15 protein-coding genes are annotated in these 19,416 nt (G+C 56.6%); 4 read left to right on the top strand and 11 right to left on the bottom strand.

Annotated elements, in window-relative coordinates; translation table 11 throughout:
- Positions 1 to 13: 13 nt before the first annotated feature.
- The 8 genes from ACTQ33_RS06270 to ACTQ33_RS06235 all read right to left on the bottom strand — a co-directional run bounded on the left by ACTQ33_RS06270 (position 14) and on the right by ACTQ33_RS06235 (position 12,711).
- On the bottom strand, positions 14 to 322 hold the full coding sequence (locus tag ACTQ33_RS06270) for a flagellar hook-basal body complex protein FliE (RefSeq protein ID WP_441463091.1): 309 nt from the start codon (positions 320 to 322) through the stop codon (positions 14 to 16).
- Positions 323 to 354: 32 nt separating this feature from the next.
- Positions 355 to 810 (bottom strand): flagellar basal body rod protein FlgC, encoded by a 456-nt coding sequence (flgC, locus tag ACTQ33_RS06265; protein WP_441463089.1) that lies wholly within the window; start codon positions 808 to 810, stop codon positions 355 to 357.
- 13 nt (positions 811 to 823) lie between these two features.
- Positions 824 to 1,213, bottom strand: a complete 390-nt coding sequence (flgB, locus tag ACTQ33_RS06260; protein ID WP_441463087.1) for a flagellar basal body rod protein FlgB — start codon at positions 1,211 to 1,213, stop codon at positions 824 to 826.
- Between the two features lie 447 nt (positions 1,214 to 1,660).
- On the bottom strand, positions 1,661 to 5,251 hold the full coding sequence (locus tag ACTQ33_RS06255; RefSeq protein WP_441463085.1) for an S-layer homology domain-containing protein: 3,591 nt from the start codon (positions 5,249 to 5,251) through the stop codon (positions 1,661 to 1,663).
- Positions 5,252 to 5,328: 77 nt separating this feature from the next.
- Positions 5,329 to 10,269 (bottom strand): S-layer homology domain-containing protein, encoded by a 4,941-nt coding sequence (locus tag ACTQ33_RS06250; protein ID WP_441463083.1) that lies wholly within the window; start codon positions 10,267 to 10,269, stop codon positions 5,329 to 5,331.
- Positions 10,270 to 10,301: 32 nt separating this feature from the next.
- A complete protein-coding gene (locus ACTQ33_RS06245) occupies positions 10,302 to 10,916 on the bottom strand; it encodes a PilZ domain-containing protein (protein ID WP_441463081.1) in 615 nt (204 codons plus the stop codon).
- Positions 10,917 to 11,288 (bottom strand): EscU/YscU/HrcU family type III secretion system export apparatus switch protein, encoded by a 372-nt coding sequence (locus ACTQ33_RS06240; RefSeq protein ID WP_441463079.1) that lies wholly within the window; start codon positions 11,286 to 11,288, stop codon positions 10,917 to 10,919.
- A complete protein-coding gene (locus ACTQ33_RS06235; protein WP_441463077.1) occupies positions 11,275 to 12,711 on the bottom strand; it encodes a hypothetical protein in 1,437 nt (478 codons plus the stop codon). The genes ACTQ33_RS06240 and ACTQ33_RS06235 overlap by 14 nt, the downstream gene beginning before the upstream one ends.
- Positions 12,712 to 12,880: 169 nt before the next feature.
- Here ACTQ33_RS06235 and ACTQ33_RS06230 point away from each other — a divergent pair, with 169 nt between their 5' ends.
- From ACTQ33_RS06230 to ACTQ33_RS06215, 4 genes are read left to right on the top strand one after another with little or no spacing between them, the layout of a single operon-like run.
- Positions 12,881 to 14,971 (top strand): chemotaxis protein CheW, encoded by a 2,091-nt coding sequence (locus tag ACTQ33_RS06230; protein WP_441463075.1) that lies wholly within the window; start codon positions 12,881 to 12,883, stop codon positions 14,969 to 14,971.
- A gap of 14 nt (positions 14,972 to 14,985) precedes the next feature.
- Positions 14,986 to 15,450, top strand: a complete 465-nt coding sequence (locus ACTQ33_RS06225; protein WP_441463073.1) for a chemotaxis protein CheW — start codon at positions 14,986 to 14,988, stop codon at positions 15,448 to 15,450.
- A 21-nt stretch (positions 15,451 to 15,471) separates the two neighbouring features.
- Positions 15,472 to 16,290: a CheR family methyltransferase gene (locus ACTQ33_RS06220; RefSeq protein WP_441463071.1), complete on the top strand. Its 819-nt coding sequence runs from the start codon at positions 15,472 to 15,474 to the stop codon at positions 16,288 to 16,290.
- A 35-nt stretch (positions 16,291 to 16,325) separates the two neighbouring features.
- On the top strand, positions 16,326 to 17,372 hold the full coding sequence (locus ACTQ33_RS06215; RefSeq protein ID WP_441463069.1) for a protein-glutamate methylesterase/protein-glutamine glutaminase: 1,047 nt from the start codon (positions 16,326 to 16,328) through the stop codon (positions 17,370 to 17,372).
- Positions 17,373 to 17,634: 262 nt separating this feature from the next.
- On the opposite strand, the gene ACTQ33_RS06210 is transcribed toward ACTQ33_RS06215, so the two are convergent.
- The 3 genes from ACTQ33_RS06210 to ACTQ33_RS06200 are packed head-to-tail and all read right to left on the bottom strand — an operon-like array spanning position 17,635 to position 19,377.
- Positions 17,635 to 18,129, bottom strand: coding sequence for an ATP-binding protein (locus ACTQ33_RS06210; protein ID WP_441463177.1), 495 nt, complete (start codon positions 18,127 to 18,129; stop codon positions 17,635 to 17,637).
- 19 nt (positions 18,130 to 18,148) lie between these two features.
- Positions 18,149 to 18,376: an ATP-binding protein gene (locus ACTQ33_RS06205; protein WP_441463067.1), complete on the bottom strand. Its 228-nt coding sequence runs from the start codon at positions 18,374 to 18,376 to the stop codon at positions 18,149 to 18,151.
- Between the two features lie 2 nt (positions 18,377 to 18,378).
- Positions 18,379 to 19,377 carry a Mu transposase domain-containing protein gene (locus ACTQ33_RS06200; protein WP_441463065.1) on the bottom strand — a complete coding sequence of 333 codons (999 nt, stop codon included), beginning with the start codon at positions 19,375 to 19,377 and terminating at the stop codon, positions 18,379 to 18,381.
- Positions 19,378 to 19,416 lie beyond the last annotated feature (39 nt).

Genomic DNA, 19,416 nt, shown 5'->3' with positions numbered 1-19,416 from the left:
GTTCCCGCTTCACTTACATGCTAATGCGCATAACTTCGCTGTAAGCGTCCAGCGCTCTGTCACGGAGCTGCACCAGCAGCTGCACAGACAGAATTGCCTGATTCTCAGCAATCACCAGTTCCGCCGGATTGTCCAGCTGACCGGTGGCCTGTAAATACTGCAGCTCATTCTTGGTGGCGTCCGTCTCCTGCACCGAATCAATGGCAGACTGAAAAACGTCTGCAAAAGGAATGGCAGGAGCTTCGTTGTTCCGTGCAGCAGAGGACTCCTGTACCAGATCGTCGTTCCAAAGCGGAGCGATTGGGCTCATATGTACTTCCATATCTTACTCTCCTATCCCCGCAGCCTGTCAGATCACTTGCCGATCTCCAGGCCCTTGGCGGCCACTTGCTTCAACACATTAAACGCAGTTACGTTGGCGGAATATGCCTGATTCGCAGCCATGGCATCGGCCATTTCCTTGACCAGGTCCACATTGGGCAGCTCCACATACCCTTCATCGTTGGCATCGGGGTGGGTGGGGTCGTATACCAACTTGAAGTCCGAGGGGTCCTCGGCAATCTCCGTCACCCGCACACCGCCGGCCACGCTGTCGGCCGAAACGTTTCGTCCTTGGGCTCTGGCCAATGCCGCCTGAAAGGTCGTCTGACCCTCGATGGCTTCCATGGTCACGGTCTTGCGGCGGTATGTGCCGCCAGCCTCGGTCCGGGTGGTGTTGATATTGGTAATATTTTCGGAGATCACATCCAGTCGCAGCTGCTGGGCCGTCAGACCCGAGCCTACGATATTCATGGAACTCAGAAATGCCATATGCTATCGCTCCTTATCCTCGAATGGCTGTCCGCAGCAGTGTAAACTCATTGGAGATGGAGTTGAACACATACTGCTGCTGATAGCCGTTGCGGGCCAGTTCTACAGCCTGCTCCGTAATATTGACGCCGTTTCCGTCGGCGCGGACACTTTCCGCAGCCTCATGGATCTCCACCTGCGGTGCGGCAATGGCCTCCCGCAAAGCCGCCGACGACGCGGTATTGCTTTTGCCGGCAGTCTCCTGCAATGCGTTATTCAGGGCATCTTCAAAGGTGGCATACTTGACCTGGTAGTCCGGCGTCTCCACATTGGCAATGTTGTCCAGAATGCAGGTTTGCTTTTGCCATAGATATTCCATGGAACGCTGCAACATCAATTGGGTGTTGGTCTCCAGCAACTGCATTTTCATTCCTCCAATTTCTGGTAAAAATAAGACTTTTACAATACTCCAAACAACAAATACACTGTGTATTATCGCATAATTCAGTGCTCCGTCACATTTTACAGCTATACAGCTGAAATTTCAACCCTTATTCGTGCATAGCCAAAAATTATAAATTATTTTGTTATACACATTGTAAATTGTAAACTTCCTCCTGTCAATGTGTTTATATAGATATTTTGCTAATGTATACATATTTATTTTCCTATGTAAAAAAACTATAGTATTCATTTCGTGCAAAATGTTGGAATTTCTCATTTTTTTACAGAATCAGCGTTGATATCGCAATAAAAAAATTAAAAAGTGTGATGGCCCAATGGCACCACACTTTTTAATTTTACACACTATTTATAAAATTTCATTGGGCAACAGCGCTCTATTTTTCCTATATTATCCACAAATTGTAATTTATAGGTCCAGCACTCTAGTCAGCACCACGGCCATTTCCGCCCGAGACATGTAGGCAGTGGGGTTCAACTCGCTGTTGTTGTTGCCTGTGAGTATCCCATAGCCAACCATGGTGGACACAGCATCTACGGCATATTCCGCCACATAGGCGCCGTCTCGGAAGCCCTGAAGCATCAGCCGGTCGCCGCTGCCCATGTTCCAACCGTCGGCTGCCATGGCCCGCTTCAGGAACACCATGGCATCCTGCCGCGTTACCGGCGCATTGGGCTGGAACGTACCGTTGGCATAGCCGGTGGCAATGCCCAACGCCTTGGCAGACGCAATGGCGGAGCCGTAGTAGCTGCCCGCCGGCACATCGGTAAAGCCTGTACCGGACACATCCGCAAAGTCAAAGGCCCGGTCCAGCATCAGCATAAAATCACCGCGGGAGATGCTGTTCTGGGGGCTGAACCGTCCGCCGCCGGTGCCGGTGACCACACCCATCTCATAGAGCCGGTCAATGGAGGACACGGCCCAGGCGTAATTGGTCAGATCGTTGAAATAGCGGGAGGTTCCAGCAATCGGCACATTGATGCGTATTTGTCCCTGATAGGTATTGCCCCGGCTGTCGGTTCCCGTATAGGTCACCGTCGCCTGACCGCTGAAGCCTGCCGCCGCCACAAAGGTGACGTCGGAAATTCGCGGTGTAGTGGATGGATAATAGGACGTGGTGTTCTGGACAGAGGTGGAACCGCTCTGGGAGCTGTTGTACCGGTAGTACAGCTTACCCTGGCTGGACGAGGGCAACTGGAACCGCACCGACGACAAACTGCCCAGGCCCCGATCGTCACAGGCCGACACAAAATCGCTGCTCTGGAAGTTCACTGTACCATTGGCCGCCGTGTAATAGATGGTTGCCGGACCCTGCGGCGCTTCTACTATTACTTGAACGGTGCTCGTAAAGGATTTTCCAGCGGTGCTCCAGCCGGTAAAGGAAATCTCAAAGGTCCCCGCATAGCCGTCGTCCGCCACAAAGGAAACCCGCTCCAGGTAGGGGCTGGAGGAGAAGTAGTAGTTGGTGTAAGACGATACCTTGCTGCCGTAGCTGCCGCTGGTGGTATTGTAGTCATAGTACAATACACCGCGGGAAGAGGCGGGCAGGGTAAAGCGGACGTAGCGCAGGGGATCGCCGGTGTAGTATTCGCAGAGACGGTCAAAGTCCACAGCATTAAAATCCGCCACACCGCCGCTGCGAATCGTATAGGATATCTGCTGTGCTGAGTTATACACGTCAATGGTAACGGTACCGGTGAAGCTTTTGCCGTTGGTGGACCATCCGGTATACGGAATCGTTGCCGTACCGACGAAGCTGCTGTTGGGGACAAAGGTCACCTTGTCCAGATACGGAGTGGAGTAGCGGTAATACTTCCGGCTGCTGGTAACGGCGCTGTCATAGTTGCCGCTGCTGGTGTAGTTGTAGTACAGCGCCCCCTGAGAGGACGAGGGCAGCTGGAACTGGACATAGCTGAGACTGGAGCCGGTGCGCTTCTGGCACTCGCTGTTAAAATCCGCGTCATCAAAGTTGACCTTGCCGCCCTGATAGGCCGTATAGCGGACATTGCCGCCGTCATTGGATTCCACCAGAATCGTGACGGTACCGCTGAACTGGTTCCCCTTGGTATCCCAGGCCCGGAACGGAATGTTGACCGTACCGGTATAAGACGAGGTAGCCGCAAAGGTCACACGGCGCAGGTAAGGCGTGCTGTTGTAATAATAGTTGCGCTCGGCGGTAACCTCTTCGCTATAGCCGCCGGTGCTGCCGGAATAGTTATAGTAGAGTTTGCCCTGACTGGACGGAGGCAGGGTGAAACGGACATAGTCCAGAGAATAGCCCGTGGCGCTGCGGCACAACGTGTTAAACTCGTTGTTGTCCATCGTCACCCATCCGCCTTTGGTAATGGTGTAGTTGATGTCACCATTGCCGGTGGCTTTGGAAACCTGGACCCGCACACTGCTCCGGAAAGAAGTGCCGTTGACATCTCTGGCCAGGAAGGACAGTATCACTTCCCCGCTGTATCCGCTGCTGGGCACAAAATAGACGTCATTGAGGGCAGGGGAGCCGTTGAGCTTGTACTCCTTGGTAGCCTCCACCGGGGTATTGTAGGAAGCGCCGACGGTATAGCGGTAATAGAGCGTACCGCGGTTGCTGTCGGGCAGGGAGAAGGAGACGCTGGCCAGGTCCCGGCCTGTGCGGCTGCGGCAGAGACGGTTAAAATCGTCGGCATTGAATTGCAGCGGTTTGTTGGCCGCAATCGTATAGACAATGTCCTCCACCTGGGCTACGGTGACCTCAATGGTTCCCTGGAAAAAGGTGGTGGCATCGGCATAGCCGGTATAGGAGATGACGGCCTTACCGCTGAAATCCGCCTTGGGCACAAAGGTCACATCGCTGAGTCCCCGCTGGGCCAGCGTGGGCGTCACGTAGTACAGCTCGCCCGCGCCGATGCCAGCGCCGGTGTCCGAGTCGGACTGATAGCGATAGTACAGCGTTCCCTCCTTGGTGGCGACCGTCAGGCCGCCCACATGGCTGAGGGAACGGCCCAGTACCTTGCTGCACTCGGTCTGAATCCGGCTGACCAGACTGGAGAAGGGTACAGGCTCTCCGGCGTCCACAGATACGGTAATGGGATCGGCGGTATTGCGTTCCACCTTTACCTCACAGGTGGCGGAATATGTACTGCCGCTGACCTTGGCGGTGATGGTGGCGGTACCCTCTTTAATACCATAGAGGTATCCGTTATTGACCTGGACCACCGTCGTGTCGCTGCTGCTCCATTCAATGGTCTGCTTTTTCAGCGTGGAGCCGAACACCTCATACTGTAAGGTATGATTGCCCCGCTCCCGCATAGTGACAGACGTCTCTTTCAGCACAATACCCAGCACCGTTACAGCGCAGGTACCCACATTGCTGCCAGCGGTGGCAGTGATCTCCGTCTGACCCGCACTGACACCGGTCAGCAAGCCGTTGCTGTCCACTGTGGCCACAACGGCATTTTTGGTACCCCATGTCACCGTGGGAGGCGGATTGGTCTCCGGCTTCACTGTGGCATAGAGCTGGAGTTTGCCGCCCGGTGCAATTTCTGTGCTGGAGGGCGTTACGGTCACACTGGCCGGGTCCTCCGGCGATACCGTCACCTCACAGGTGGCAATTCTGACCAGATTATTCCACCTTGCCGTCACCTTGATGGTAACTTCCTTGTGCTCCGCGTTGGTGGGCGCCACATCAATGGCAGTTACCGTGGCTTTCAGCGGGTCAGCCGTGGGCGTGACCGTCACTTCATTATTTCGGTTGTCTTCCACGGTCCACTCCACCGTCATCCCCACGGGCAGCGTATCGCTGCCCACGGCATAGGCCGAGTTGTTGCTCAAAACCACCGTCGCGGTCAGGTCTGTGGTCTGTCCCACTTTCATGGCCAGCGTTTTATTGCTGACCGTCACATTTTTTAAAGTCGGCTGGTCCGCAGCGGCGGCGGGCAATACAAACAGCTGCATCGGCAGCAGCGCCACACACAGCAGCAGTGCCAGCAATCGACTGCTCCACTTCAATTTCATGGCTCAAGTTCCTCCTTTGGAACGCTGCCCCTGAGGATCAGGGGCAGCAGAGGTACGGATTTATCCGGCACTTCAGGTTATTGCTGTACAATCACCCAGCCGCCTGCGGTGATAGCACCACCAACGCCTGTCTTGGTCTCCTCGTAGCGAAGCGTAATGGTATTGACGGTACTGTTGCCGCTGCGGTCACAGATGAAGCCATCCGTAAACAGTTTCAACGTATAGCCAACCCGAACACCGGAATAGCTGAACGTAAAGGTATTGGTGGGACTGTCTGTTGCTGCGGCGTTGGGGGTTAGCTTGTCCACATTACCGCCCATATGCGCCAGCATCGAAGTCTTGCCCGGTACAATCTTGCCATCCGAGTCAATCTGCGGCGGTTCATTCACGCCATTTTTGCCAACGACAGCACAGATTTTACTGGTATCACGGTCTTCCGGAATCCAGTACACCACCTCGCTGAACGACAGCGTCAATGTGCCGGAATAGGTGCCATCCGATTTTTTGACGCCCTCTGCACCTGGGTCAAACAATGTGGGCGGCGTGGTATCCGGGATATGGACGTTGGCTACGGCCTTAAACGCATATTCACCGCCTAGAACATTTTTGGCTGTCGCAATGCAGTAGTAGTTCGTAGCGTTAATGGGGTCCATATCCTTGGTAAAGTCGTGCTTGTACTCCTGGTTAGCCGTTGTCGTGGTGCTGCCGGTTGCACCGGGTGTGCCGCCGCTGCCCTGTCCACGGGTAATGATCTGCTGGATCTCATCGCGGATCTTGGTACCTTCACCGGGCTTGGCTGGCGGCTGAGCATAAAGGTCAAACCAAGAATACCCTCCCGTGCCGGTCTGCATCAAAGCATCCAGTACGGTCATGGTTTCCGCCTTGGAACCGGCCGCCTGCCGGAACTCCGCTTCCAATTCCTTGTCCACATAGGTAATAAACTTCTGACGGAAAATGGTGGGCAGCTGCGTATCGGCAAACAATACAAAGCTCAGGTCAGAATCCTCTGTGGTCTCGAAGGACACATTAGGGCTCAGTTCCTGCAACATCAGTGCCGGTTTCTGCACGTCGCCCGTACTGAACCGGTAACAGTAGACATCGGAATACACCTGAGATGTACCCTGAATGACAAAGTACACCACATAATCCTGATTCGGCATCAACCCGTCCACCGCGACTGTCTTGACGCTGGCGCCGCAGGTCAGGGAACCGCTCTGCACGTCCTCACTGACCAGATATTTGCCCGCATCCACAATCCAGTTATAGGGCGGTGTAGCCACCGGTGTATTAAATGTGCCGGTACCGTCATTATCTATACCATCGTTCTTGCCCGATTCTGCCAGCTTGTTATAGTACGTCAAATCCGTACCGCTGGGGCTGTAGTCTTCCCCGTTGGGGCCGATGGTGCTGATGTCGCCGCGCTTTGCCACGACCCAGTAGATGGTACCCATGCGGTCCAGCATCAGGTCCATACGGACGGTGGAGTCGCCGGCTGGAAAGGTGGGACGGTCACCGATGAAGTGGGGCGCTGTCTGATCCCGGAAGGGCTTGTGCAGCGTCAGCGTCTCCGGCAAACTGATGTTGGTCAGGGTAGTGCCCACCAGCTCATTCCACTTGCTCTCGGTGACGTCGGCGCCCAGCCGGGGCAGCTCCAGACCGCTGCCGGCAACCACGTTAATATCAAAGGTGACGGTCTGGCTCCAGGTGCTGCGGTCTGGCTCGCCCTCCACCTTGGTAAAGCTGATGGCATACTCGTACACTGTGCCCTCTTTCAGTGTATTCAGCTGGTCAAAGGTAGGATTGTTGTTTTTGGGGTCCTCCAGGTTCATCCGCAGGCTGTTGCCGGCTCTGGCAATATTCTCCGAAACCATGATGGATGAGTTGCCCACCAGCTCCCACTTACCATTCAGCGCGCCGCTGACGCGCCGGAACAGCTGGAATTCCACATGGGTATTGGACCAGAGAATCATATCCCAGCAGATGGAGTTTTCTACCTTTTGCGTGGAAATGGGGTCCATCCGCCAGTACAGGTCGATGGGGGCGCTGCCATCGGGCAGGGATACCGGCGTACCGTTCTTGTCCACCGCCTCGGTAATGGCCGTCTCTGTGTTGTTGCCCACGGACAGATTGACCTGGGCGAACACCGTCTCAAACTCCGGCAGCTTCGTCTGGCCCATGACATTCTGGGCCTGAGAGGTGTCGGAAATGGTCTTGGCGGCAATTTCAAAATAGTATTTTGCGCCGCTCTTGAGGTTGATGGCACCCGTATCATAGGGGAAGATCACGACGGTCTTACTGTCTTCCAACACGATTTCCGCATAGCGGTAATCGATGGTCCAGTCATCGGTGTTCTTATTCGTAGCCGCCGTGGCGCCCTGAATCAGCTGCGGCTGGCCGTCGGTGGGATTGATATACAGCTGAATGGCCTCTTCCAAAACAGCGGCCATCTCATTGCGGGCGTCCATCTCTGTGGCCTGGCCGATGACCTTGGTCACCCGATCATAGTAGTCCACCAGGGGTGTGTTGGTGGTCACGGACTGTACTGGCTCGCTGAACACCAGACGTACATCCGAATCCGGCAGGGGACGGTTTGTTTCCGTGCCGTTGTACTTGGTAAACTCCTGGGTCACAGTGGGCTTGCTGTCATCCTGCGTGTGAATGGTGATCTTGCCGATGCTGGCAGCATAGTTTCCGGCCTTGTCCTGGGCCACATAGTAGAGATCATAGGACTGCTCGTTGTCCAGGCCGCTGACCGTAAAACTCACGTCCTTGCCTTCTGTCATGGTCACCTTGCCGCTCTTCAGCGCGTTCATACCCGCCGACACCTGGAGCTTGGCCGTATCGCTGGTCCAATCCACGGGACCGGACTGGCCTGCCAGGGGCTTGGGGTAGACCTCGCCCTCCCTGACCACAACCCAGTACAGGGTACCGGCTTCGTTGAGGTTGGCGTACAGGCCCACGGAGGTCTTGTCCACCTTATTGATGGTGGGCTCCGTGTTGAACACCGGCGGCGTCTTATCCACCGTGGTAAAGCTCAGCTTTTTGACGGCCGAACTGGCCCCGCCATCGACATCGGTCAACCACAAGTACAGGTCGTAGTCAGCCAGCTCCTCCAGCGGCACGCTGTTGACATCGAAGGTATAGGGCTTGTTCTTAGTCACGTCCAACGCACCATAACCCAGGTTGCCGGTGACGGCGTTGGCCTTAAAATCTTCGCCGGTAGGCGCCGTCGCACCCTTGGGCAGCACGGCATAGTACAGGCGGCAGGTCTTGGTGGCCATGGTGGTCACCTGGGCGGAAATGTTGGTAATCCGGGACATGTAGGGATAACCAGTCGCAAAGTTCGGAGCCGTATTATCCGGCGTGGTAAAGGAAATGGCTTTCACCGGGCTGCGATCCTCCCGACCATCCACAAAGACGGCGGACAGGTAGTAGGAGCCGCCGGCGGTGAGACCGGAAATTTTGGCTGTGGCCGCCTGATTGGCTCCGCCAATGGACACACTGCCCCGCTTGAGGATTTTGGCGCTGTAGGAGGGGGGATTGATCAGATCATCGGCCGTTACAGAGCCGTCGGTCACAGAGGTGACAGCCCAGTAAACAATGCCCTTTTTATTGGTACTGAAGCTGGCCGTTGCGGTGGTGGGGGCCAGATCGGTCATCTTGGGATAGCCCGCCAGCATCCGGGGGTCGGCCGAGGCTTCCGCTGCCGCCGCGCTATCCATCTTTTCGCCGTCAATGGTGGCGGTCTCGCCGGGCCGAATAACAATTTCATCGGGCAGCATGGAGACGGTGCTGCCGGAGGCGTTGACCGTCAGTTTGCCGATGTCGCCGTCGCCGGTAATCGTGGCGGCCACATCCAGGTTGACTTCCTCTACCTCGGCTCCGGCCACGATGTTCAGGGTAGTACCGGTGGCGGTCTCATCGACGGTAATGCTCTGGGCCTGTCCGGCTCCCAGGCTCAGGTAGGACTTGGGCGTCAAATTGACGACATCCTTGATATTGCCGGCCAGTTCCAGGGAACGGCCGTCCTCGCCGTCCAGCTCAATGCGCAGTGCGCCGCTGTTGGCCGGGGTGTTGTCCTCCAAAAAGGCGTTGGTGCGGACGCTGGTCACATCGATGACGCCGTCGCCCTCCAGGCGCACGGACACCTCGGTGTTCTTCACGTTGTCCAGCACCAGCTTGGGACTGGTGACGTTGCGCAGGACCACGCTGTCCTCGCCGCTTTCACTGACGCCGCCGCCGCTGACAACAATTTCGCCCAGGACCGTCACATTTTCCAGCAGCACGTTGCCCTCGGCCACACCGGCGGTGACATACAGGTTGCCGGCAATGACCGTGTTACGCAGCGTCACGCCGGAGGTGTTGATGGTCACATTGCCGTAGACATTTCCCAGGGAATGGACGCCGGCGGTCTGCACCGGCGTGCCGATGGCCCGGACCATCAGAATGGCTGTCTCACCCCGAGTGATGGGAGCCTGGGGCCGGAAGGTGCCGTCGGCATAGCCGTTGATGATCTCATAGTCGGCCAGGGACGTCAGGAGGCCGCGGCTCCAGTTGCTGATGTCGCGGCTGTCGGTAAAGTCGGTATTTTCTCCCGACGCAGCCTGAAGCATCAGATTGCGGGCCAGAATCGCCGCCGCCTCTTCCCGGGTGATCTGCCGGTTGGGGGAGAAGGTATTCTGGGAGGTGCCCTGTATGTACCCGATATTGTAGGCAATGGACACATCCTCGGCATACCAATCGCTGGATTTCACATCGGTAAAGGGCATATCACCGGTGCGGGTATACCCGAACGCCCGGTTTACAATGGTGACAAATTCTGCCCGGGTGATGTTGCTGTACGGGCGCAGATTGCCTTCAATATCACCCCGCAGGAAGCCCCATTCCACCATTTGGTTGAGATAGGGGTCCTGGAAGTCGGCCGCATGGGCCGTCAGGCCGGTGGGGACCACCGTCAGCAGCGTGGCCGCCGTCAAAACCAGGGCCAACATCCGCCGGAAGAGTTTCAGAGTTTGCATACGGTTTCCTTTCATCGTATCGGCGTTCCTTTCTACCTGATCTGTCCTTTTTCGGAACTGGAAGCGTGATGGAATTGCAGACCGAACACGGCCTCACGGACCATATTCTCCTCTTCCCGCAACAAATCCACAAATTTTGCCGCATACATGGGCACCGATTCCTTGGAGGAGCAGCGGCGAATGATCTCAATGTTCAAAATCAGCGGCTGCGATGTGACGGGAATGACCACCTGGGCCCGCATCCCATCGGGCAGCGCCTTGGCGCAGAAGAACGAAATACCGCCGCAGCTCAGGTCAAAGCTGAAAATGGGCAGCCGTCCCTGGGGCTTCTTGGCGGAATAAATGAAGCTCTCAAACCGCACGGGAAGCCGCAGATTCTGCCGCAGCTCCTGCCCCAGCCGTTTGGTCATCTGGACCATGGCCACCGTATCGCCGTCCCAGCGCAAAATCTCGCCCTCCACGGCCACACAGTACTCCGCCGCGCCCACCAGACGGATGTCTTTCATGTTCCACAGCTTGGGGGCGTCGGCATAGTCCACTTCCAGCCGCCATATCTCTGTGTCTGGGTCATCCCGGCATGTACAATGGCCCACGGGTATGCTCTGGGTGTTCAGAATCAAATACCGGTTTTTTAAATTTCCCGCCATTTATTGCACCTCCTGCTGCTCCACCTTGTCCAGTTCCACTTTTTGCTGTTCCACTTTCTTCTGTTCTGCTCTCCACTTCTCCCGCTCCCGCCGGAATTTCTCCGGGTCGCTGGGGTCAAAATTCAAAAAGTAAAGATAGATTTCCACGATGGCTCCGTAGAGCTCCTCGGGGATTTCCCGGCCCAGTTCCATCTGGGACAGAACCGTGGCCAGGGAATTGTCTTCATAGATGGGCACGCCGTTCTCCGACGCCACCTCCACGATCTTCTCGGCCAGGTTGCCCATACCCGAGGCAATGATCACCGGGGCGGAGTGTTCCGTGCCGTATTGCAAGGCAACGGCCCGCTGGGCCCCGCCGTTAGACTTTGACATTGACGCTTCGCTTCCCTTCAAAAAGATCCGGAAATACATCCGTAATAGCCAGAGGCTTCTCCGACTTGCGGACCTGTACACTGCGGCCCGTCAGCCCATGATCCTGGAGAATCTGCTGTAGGTCCTCAGCCACCCGCGCCCGGTGGCGCAGAATGCTCTCCGGTGCGTAAAGGTCCAGGTCTACCTGCTCGTTGCGGGCCCCCAGGACCATCTCCACAAATCCCAGACCCTGAATGTCCATTTTAAACAGGAACTGGATTTTGCCGTCCTCTTCCCGCCGGCCGCTCTCGCTGTCCGCGTCGGGGTCCACCCAGTACTCCGAGTACATGACCCGGTCCTGCCACATCAGCGGCACCATGCCATGACGCAGCGGCATATAGACGCTCTCGTTGATAAGCATGGCCCGGACAATCTCCGTGAATGTTTCCCGCAGATCCGTACCGCCGTCGCCCCGCAGCGCACGGGAGGCCAGCGACGCCAGCCGCTCCGAAAAGGTATCGGTCCGGGCCGCTTTCGTGAAGTCGTTCTCCCGCAGCAGCTTCAGCAGTGCCTTGTCATCCAGCTGATTCAGCCCCGCCAGGGATTCGCCGTAACGGCTCAGCTGCCGGAACGCCTGAAGCATGCTCGCCTCATCCCCGTTTTCATAGCGGGTCACATTGAGAATCAGCATGCTGATCAGGGTCCTGGCGGTTCCCATATCGTGGGTCCGTTCCACATAGTTTGCCAGATGGGGAATGACCTCTCCTTGCAGCAGCTTCAGGTTGCCCTGCCGGTCTCCGGCCTGGAGCCCCAACTCCAAACGGGCGCTGTAGTTGGCCAATGCCTCGCCCCAGCTTTTGGGCATATAATCCGGCAGCTGCCGCAGCAGCTGGTTCATCGTCCGACCGATGTGATCGGTGGAAGAAAAATCGCTGTAGCGCTTGAGAAACATCAGGATATCCTGCCGGATGGCGGGGCTGTTGGTGGCCTGGAACGTCTGACGCAGCAGCGACATGAGGGGACCGGCAAACCGATTACCCGCTTTCATCTGCGCACTGAACATCTCATTGAGCCCCTGGGCGTCCATATGCAGCATCTGCAAAAACGCCTTCATTTCTGTCGCCACGCCCTCGGTCAGTCCCGGCGTGGCGGCCATGACGTTGAGCCAGCCCACCATCTTGGTGAACTCCGCCGCCAAGTCCGGGGATTCCCGCAGCGCTTGCAGGAACATCTGCAAGTTGGAGTCGTAGCGGAGCCCGTCGGACAGAAGAGCGTCATTGGCGCCGTTCTGGTCCGTACGGGCGTCGGGCCGTCCCACTCGAGTTGGGTCGGGAATATTCTGTATGGAGGTGTCTCCGGGGCGGATTGCCGTGGGCTGGACCCGGGTGTTGTTGGGACCGTCATACCCCGGTACAGGGTTGGTCACTCCCATCAGGTTGGCCATATCGTTGTCACCTTTTTCTTATGGTATCGCCGTCCACACCGCAGCGGCGGCGGAACGACCGGGATGTTTTCAATGTTTTCTTATAGTTTTTGTATCGTCGCCTTAATTATTGCAAATTTCTGCCGATATGTATATTATAAGTTCTGCAGAAAAAGGAAGGGTGCCGCTTATGAGTATGGGCAACGACAGCATTCTGGACGCTTATCTCTATGAAACCGACGGGCTTTTAGAGCAGTTGGACAGCATCGTGTTGGCCGCGGAGCAGGCTGACGCATTTTCAAATGATGACATCAATACGATTTTCCGTATTATGCACACCATCAAGGGTTCTTCGGCCATGATGGAGTTCAATTCTCTCATGACCATCGCCCACCGGGCCGAGGATCTCTTTGCTATCCTGCGGGAGCAATCCATTTCCATCGTACCCGAGAGCCTTCGGCCGGAGTTGTTTGATCTGCTATTCCAGACCATCGACTTCTTCCGTCAGGAGATCGAGCACATTCAAAACGGGGAAGCTCTCACAGATAATATCGACACGCTGCTGGAGAAAATTAATAGCTTTATCGCACAAATTAATGGTTCTGCACCGGCAGCGGCCAAGGAGCCTGCCGACAGCAGCGAACCGGCAGCCGATGCCGCGCCGCATGGATTCCCCTACGGGCTGCGGGTATTTTTCGACGAGGGCTGCGGCATGGAAAACCTGCGGGCCTTTATGCTCGTGACCTCCATCCACGATATTTGCCCCGAAGAGGATTTCACATTTGAGCCTGCCGATGTGGAGCACAACCCGGCCACCTCAGCGCAGGTGGCCCAGTCGGGCTTCACCATGTACTTCCGCAACCAGACGGATCGGGACAATGCCATCCACTCTGTGACCGGCATGGGTTCCGTCCGCAACTACCAGACCATGGACCCGGCGCCGCAGCCCGCTCCAGCCGCAGAGCAGCCTGCATCGGCTGCGGCACAATCGGAAACGCCGGCCGCACAGCAGCCGGCTCCGGCGCCTGCTGCGTCCGCAGCGCCGGCACAGCCCGCCGCACCGGCGCCGCAGCCCAAGGCCACGCCGGTAAAGACCGAAAACCACCACAAAGAAAGCCTCATCAGCGTCAGCCTCAGCAAGCTGGACCAATTGGCGGCAGTGGTGGGCGAAATTGTCATCACCGAATCCATGGTCACCGCTTCCCCCGACCTGAAGGGGCTTAAGCTGGACGCTTTTACCAAGTCGGCCCGGCAGCTGCGCAAGCTCACCGACGAGTTGCAGGATGTGGCCATGTCCCTGCGCATGGTTCCTGTGTCGGCCACGTTCCAGAAGATGAACCGCATTGTCCGCGATATGTGCAAGAAGCTGGATAAGCAGGCCCATCTGACCCTCATCGGCGAAGACACGGAAGTGGATAAGACCATTGTGGACAGCATCGGCGATCCCATTATGCACATCGTCCGTAACTCCATGGACCACGGCATCGAAGAGCACGTTGAGGACCGCATCGCCGCCGGTAAGGACCCGGTGGGCGAGATTGTCCTGTCGGCCCGTCACACAGGCAGCGAGGTCATCATCGAGATCCGCGACGACGGTCAGGGCGTCAATGATGACGCGGTTTTGTCCAAAGCCATTCGGCAGGGTCTGGCCTTTGAGGGCGTGGAGTACTCCCACAAGGATATTCTGGCCTTCCTGCTGGCGCCCGGCTTCTCTACCAACAACGAAGTGACAGAATTCTCCGGCCGCGGCGTTGGCATGGACGTAGTGAAAAAGAACGTGGAGGACATTGGCGGCTCTGTATTCATCACCAGTGAGCAGGGCAAGGGCATGACCACCACACTGAAGATTCCCCTGACCATGGCCATCATGGACGGTATGGAGGTCAGTGTGGGCAGTTCTATCTTCACCATTCCCATCCACAATATCCGTCAGTCCTTCCGCATTTCCCAGAAGGACCTCATCAGCGACGCCTCCGACGGTGAACTGTTCAAATGCATGGGCGAGTTCTATCCGGTGGTGCGCATGCGGGACCTGTATCAGATTGAAGACGGCCGCGTCAACGTGGAGGAGGGCATTCTGATCTGGCTGGAAGCCGGCGAGCTGTCCTATTGTCTCTTCGTTGACGAACTGCTGGGCGAGCAGCAGGTGGTTGTGAAGCCCCTGCCCAGCTACCTCAACAGCTTCAACATCAAGCGCAGCGGCATTGCCGGATGCACCATTCTGGGCGACGGCAACATCAGCCTGATTCTGGACGTTAACAATCTCTATCAGGGCCAATAAAAGGAGGGTTCCCCATGGAAGACTACGAGCTGCAGACCGATCAGGTCCAGGCCCCCGACACAGCCGACGACACACTGTGTAAATATTTGCTGTTTCGCTCCGACGCCCTGCTGTTTGGCGCGGCGGCGGATTATGTAGTAGAAATTATTACCAACCACCCCATTACGCCGATTCCGCTGGTGCCGTCTTACGTCTGTGGCATTATCAATCTGCGCGGTCAGATTATCCCTATCGTCGATATCCGCATTATGTTGGGTCAAATGCCGGCAAACAGCGACTGCATTATCATCCTTACTATTAACGGCATGCTGGTGGGCATTTTGGTGGACACTGTTCTGCGGATGATCGATTTGGACACAGCCACCCTGTGCATGTCTCCAGCCAAGGAGCACCAGCGCCTGGTTTCCGGTATGTGCTCTCTGCCCGATGGCGAGACCATGCTGGAGTTTGACTGCTCCAATCTTCTGACACAGGCGTAACAGAAAGGAGAGGGGAGATTCTTGGACTTTTTTCACGATCTCACCGTAACCGACGAAGATTTTCACAAGTTGGTGCAATTTATTCAAAAGAACTACGGCATTGATCTGAGCAAGAAGCGAGCCTTGATCACCAGCCGTCTGTCCCACTCTCTCAAGGAACGGGGCTACACCAGTATGAAGCCCTTTCTGGAACACCTGTTCCGGACGAAGTCCCAGGAGGATCTGGAGCTGGTTCTGAACAAACTGACCACCAATTATACGTATTTTCTCCGGGAGAAGGATCACTTTACCTATCTTTCCAACACCATTCTTCCCCAGCTGGCCGTGGCCCGGCAGCGGGAACGCAGCATCTCCATTTGGAGCGCCGGCTGTTCCAGCGGCGAGGAGCCTTACACCCTGTCCATCTACCTTAAAGAATTTTTCAATGGCAAGGGGACATGGGATACCCGTATCCTGGCCACGGACATCTCTCATCAGGCCATGGAAAAAGCGCAGAAGGGCCTCTACGACATGCCTGCCGACATGCCGGAGGCCTGGGTGCGCCGGTACTTTACCAAGGATGCCGCATCCGGCAAGTACAAGGTATCCAAGGCCCTGCGGGATAATGTGATTTTTCGGCCCTTTAACCTGATGGAACCCATGCATTTCCGGCGGAAGTTTGACGTGATTTTCTGTCGTAATGTGATGATTTACTTCGACCAACCTACCCGCGACGCGTTGGTGTCGCGGTTTTACGATGTGCTGGAGCCGAACGGCTACTTTTTCATCAGCCATTCGGAATCCCTGGGCCAGAACCCCAAGTTCCGCCAGGTGTCTCCATCCATCTACCAGAAAAAGTGACGCAGCAGCGTCACAGGAAGGAAGGCTTCTGACACATGATCGCAAACAACAAGCCGATTCGGGTGCTGGTAGTGGACGATTCAGCTGTGGCGCGGAATCTGATTACCCAAGGACTGGACCAGCATCCCCGAATCGAGGTTGTGGGTACAGCCGTCAACACCACTGACGCCCGCAATAAAATTCTCCGGCTGCATCCGGACGTGGTGACCATGGATGTGGAAATGCCGGGGGAGAGCGGTATTGAATTCCTGACAAAGTTTTTGCCAGAATATCCGTTGCCGGTAATCCTCGTATCGTCGTTGAATCTGCGTGTTTTTGATGCTTTAAGCGCCGGCGCTGTGGACTTTGTCCGCAAGCCCGATGGCCCCCATGGCAACGCGTCGTTCCTACTGGCGCTGGCCCAAAAAATTCTGGTGGCCTCCTGTGCCAGAGTGCCCCACCACCTGCCGGCGCGGAGCGTAACGCCGGCTCCGGCGCCCCTGCTGGGCCGTCCACAGGGACGCCTGCCCAAGCCTACCATTATCGGTTTGGGCGCTTCTACCGGCGGTACTGAAGCCACGCTGGAAGTGCTGCGGCGGCTGCCTGCGGATATCCCCGGCATGGTCATCGTGCAGCACATGCCTGTGGGCTTCACCAAAATGTATGCCGAACGTCTGAACCGCCTTTGTCAAATGGAAGTTCGGGAAGCCGTCCACGGCGATGAAATCCGGCCAGGTCTGGCCCTCATTGCTCCTGCCGACTTGCAGATGCGGGTTGTACGGCTGGGCACCCGGTACACGGTATCCTGCCAGCCGGGAGAAAAGGTCAGTGGCCACCGTCCGTCGGTGGACGCGCTGTTTTCCTCCATGGCATCTACGGTCCAGTGTCATATGGTTGGCATTATCATGACCGGCATGGGTCGGGATGGCGCCGATGGTCTGCTGAAAATGCGCACGGCTGGTGCATACACCATTGGCCAGGATCGGGAATCTTGCGTGGTTTACGGTATGCCCTGTGCAGCTTACGAAATCGGCGCTGTGACAATTCAGGCATCCTGTGATAATATTGCATCGGTGCTGTTGCAGCATCTGAAAACTATGTAGATACGAAAATCCGGGCGAACCGTCAAGCGGTTCGCCCGGATTCTTCCTGGTCGGTCAGGTACAGAAAGGCCCTGTTGACAAAATCCCCAGATGTGCGTACGACGGGTCAAAACTACACCTTGGCCGTTGGTAGTCCTACACCCTGACCGCACAAAACAGACACCCTCGCCGCCGGTCCGACACCGGCACAATGATGCACCCATTCCGCCGAAATGGTGCATGGTGGCCGTAGGCGTGGTGCACGGGGCCGCCATGGGGAAAATTACTCGGGGATGCTCTTGCGCTTGCGCATGGACTCGCCCTCGATCTGGATGGTATAGGCGTTGTAGATGATCCGGTCATAGATGGCGTCAGCCAGGGTCAGGTCGTATAGGTTTTCGTGCCACTCGCTGGTGTCGTACTGGGAACAAAAGATGGTGGACGCCACCTTGTTTCTTGCCTCTACCAGTTCCAGCACATCCCGGGCCTCTGCCTCCTTGAGAGGGTAGAGCAGCCACTCGTCCAGAATAATCAGCTTCTCTTTCCTGATCTTTTTCATATAATCCCGGTAGGTTCCGTTAGCCCGGGCCACAGAGATCTCCACCAGTAGATCCGGCAGGCGGATATACTGCACGGAATAAAAGCTGCGGCTGGCGGCCATACCAAGGGCGCAGGCCAGGTAGGTCTTTCCGGCCCCAGTGGCTCCCAGGATGATGATATTGTGTGCTTCCTGGAGATAGGCACAGGATGCCAGACGCAGGGTCTGTTCCCGGTCCAGCCTTCGTTCCGGATGGTACTCAATATTCTCGACACAGGCGGCAGGGGTCTGCGTAGCCAGCGTTGCGGATAAGCCGGGTCAGGCGGTTGCTTTTCCGGGCGCTCCACTCCGCATCTACCAGCATGGCAAAGCGGTCCTCAAAGGACACCGTCTGGAACTGCGCATCCTCCAGTTGGGCGGAGCAGGCCTCTGCCATGACGCCCAGGCGCATTTCATGTAATTTCCGTACCGTTTCATTGCTCAGCATGGTCATTCCCTCCTCTTGTAGTAGCCGACGCCCCTGGTAAACTTATGAGCCTTTGGCTCTTCCGGCCTGGCCGGAGCGTCCTCAGCAAGCAGCTTGTCCTGCCCGGATTTCAGGATGGACTGGACGCTTTTGAGGCTGGGGGAAGCGGTGTAAGAGAGGGCTTTCGGGCAGGCACTCTTCAGCCGCTGAGAGGAATAGCGGTCCGCCAGTTTCAGGAGGGCCATACAGGACTTGTAGTCCTGCTGCTCCACCTTATGGGCGGAGAGAAAGAGCCGCACCACGGCAGCGGTATGCTGACCAATCTGTTCCGCCCAGCGGATGAAACGCTCGCCGTTCCATTGCAGGTAGGTCTGGTGGTCCGGCGGCATATGGTCCTCCACCGTGCTGTACTGATTGGGACAGCCATGGAGACGCAGGTGAGAGGCAATTCGGGTACCAGAGAAGAAGATTTCTACTGTGGTCCGGGTAAGGCGCACATCCACTTGCTGCTTGATATACTCATACGGCACGGAGTAGTTCATGCGCTCCACACTGATATGGTAATTGTACTGGACAGTGGCGACCTTCCAAACAGCCAGCTCAAACGGCGTAGCAGGAAGAGGCAGCAGAAACAGCTTCTCGTCCTCAAAGCAGGACGCCCGGCTGCCCTCCCGTTTCTGGAAGGGCTTGTGGTTGAAGGCCTCCAGTTTTTCATGGATTGCTTCATTCAGTTCCATAAGAGATAGAAATTGGCGGTTACGCAGGGCTGCCAGGATCCAGGTAGAGACCACGCCAACGGAACCCTCCACAAAGGCCTTGTCTTTGGGGCTGCGGGGACGGGCTGGAAGAATAGCGGTGCTGTAGTGCTCTGCCATCTCCTGGTAGGACTTGTTGAGCACAGTCTCTGTCCGGGAATTCCTGACCACACCGGTCTTGAGGTTGTCCGGTGTGCAGATGCGGGTGACGCCGCCGAAATACCGGTAGGCGTTGACATGACCGGTGATCCAAGCCTCCTGTTTCATGTCCAGAAAGGCCTCTGTGTAGGCGTAGCCGCTGTATGG

The sequence above is a fragment of the Candidatus Avoscillospira sp. LCP25S3_F1 genome (genome assembly GCF_052117125.1).
Taxonomy (GTDB): domain Bacteria; phylum Bacillota; class Clostridia; order Oscillospirales; family Oscillospiraceae; genus Avoscillospira_A.
Note: the sequence above shows the minus strand (reverse complement) of the source record. Positions and strands in the feature narration are given on the sequence as shown.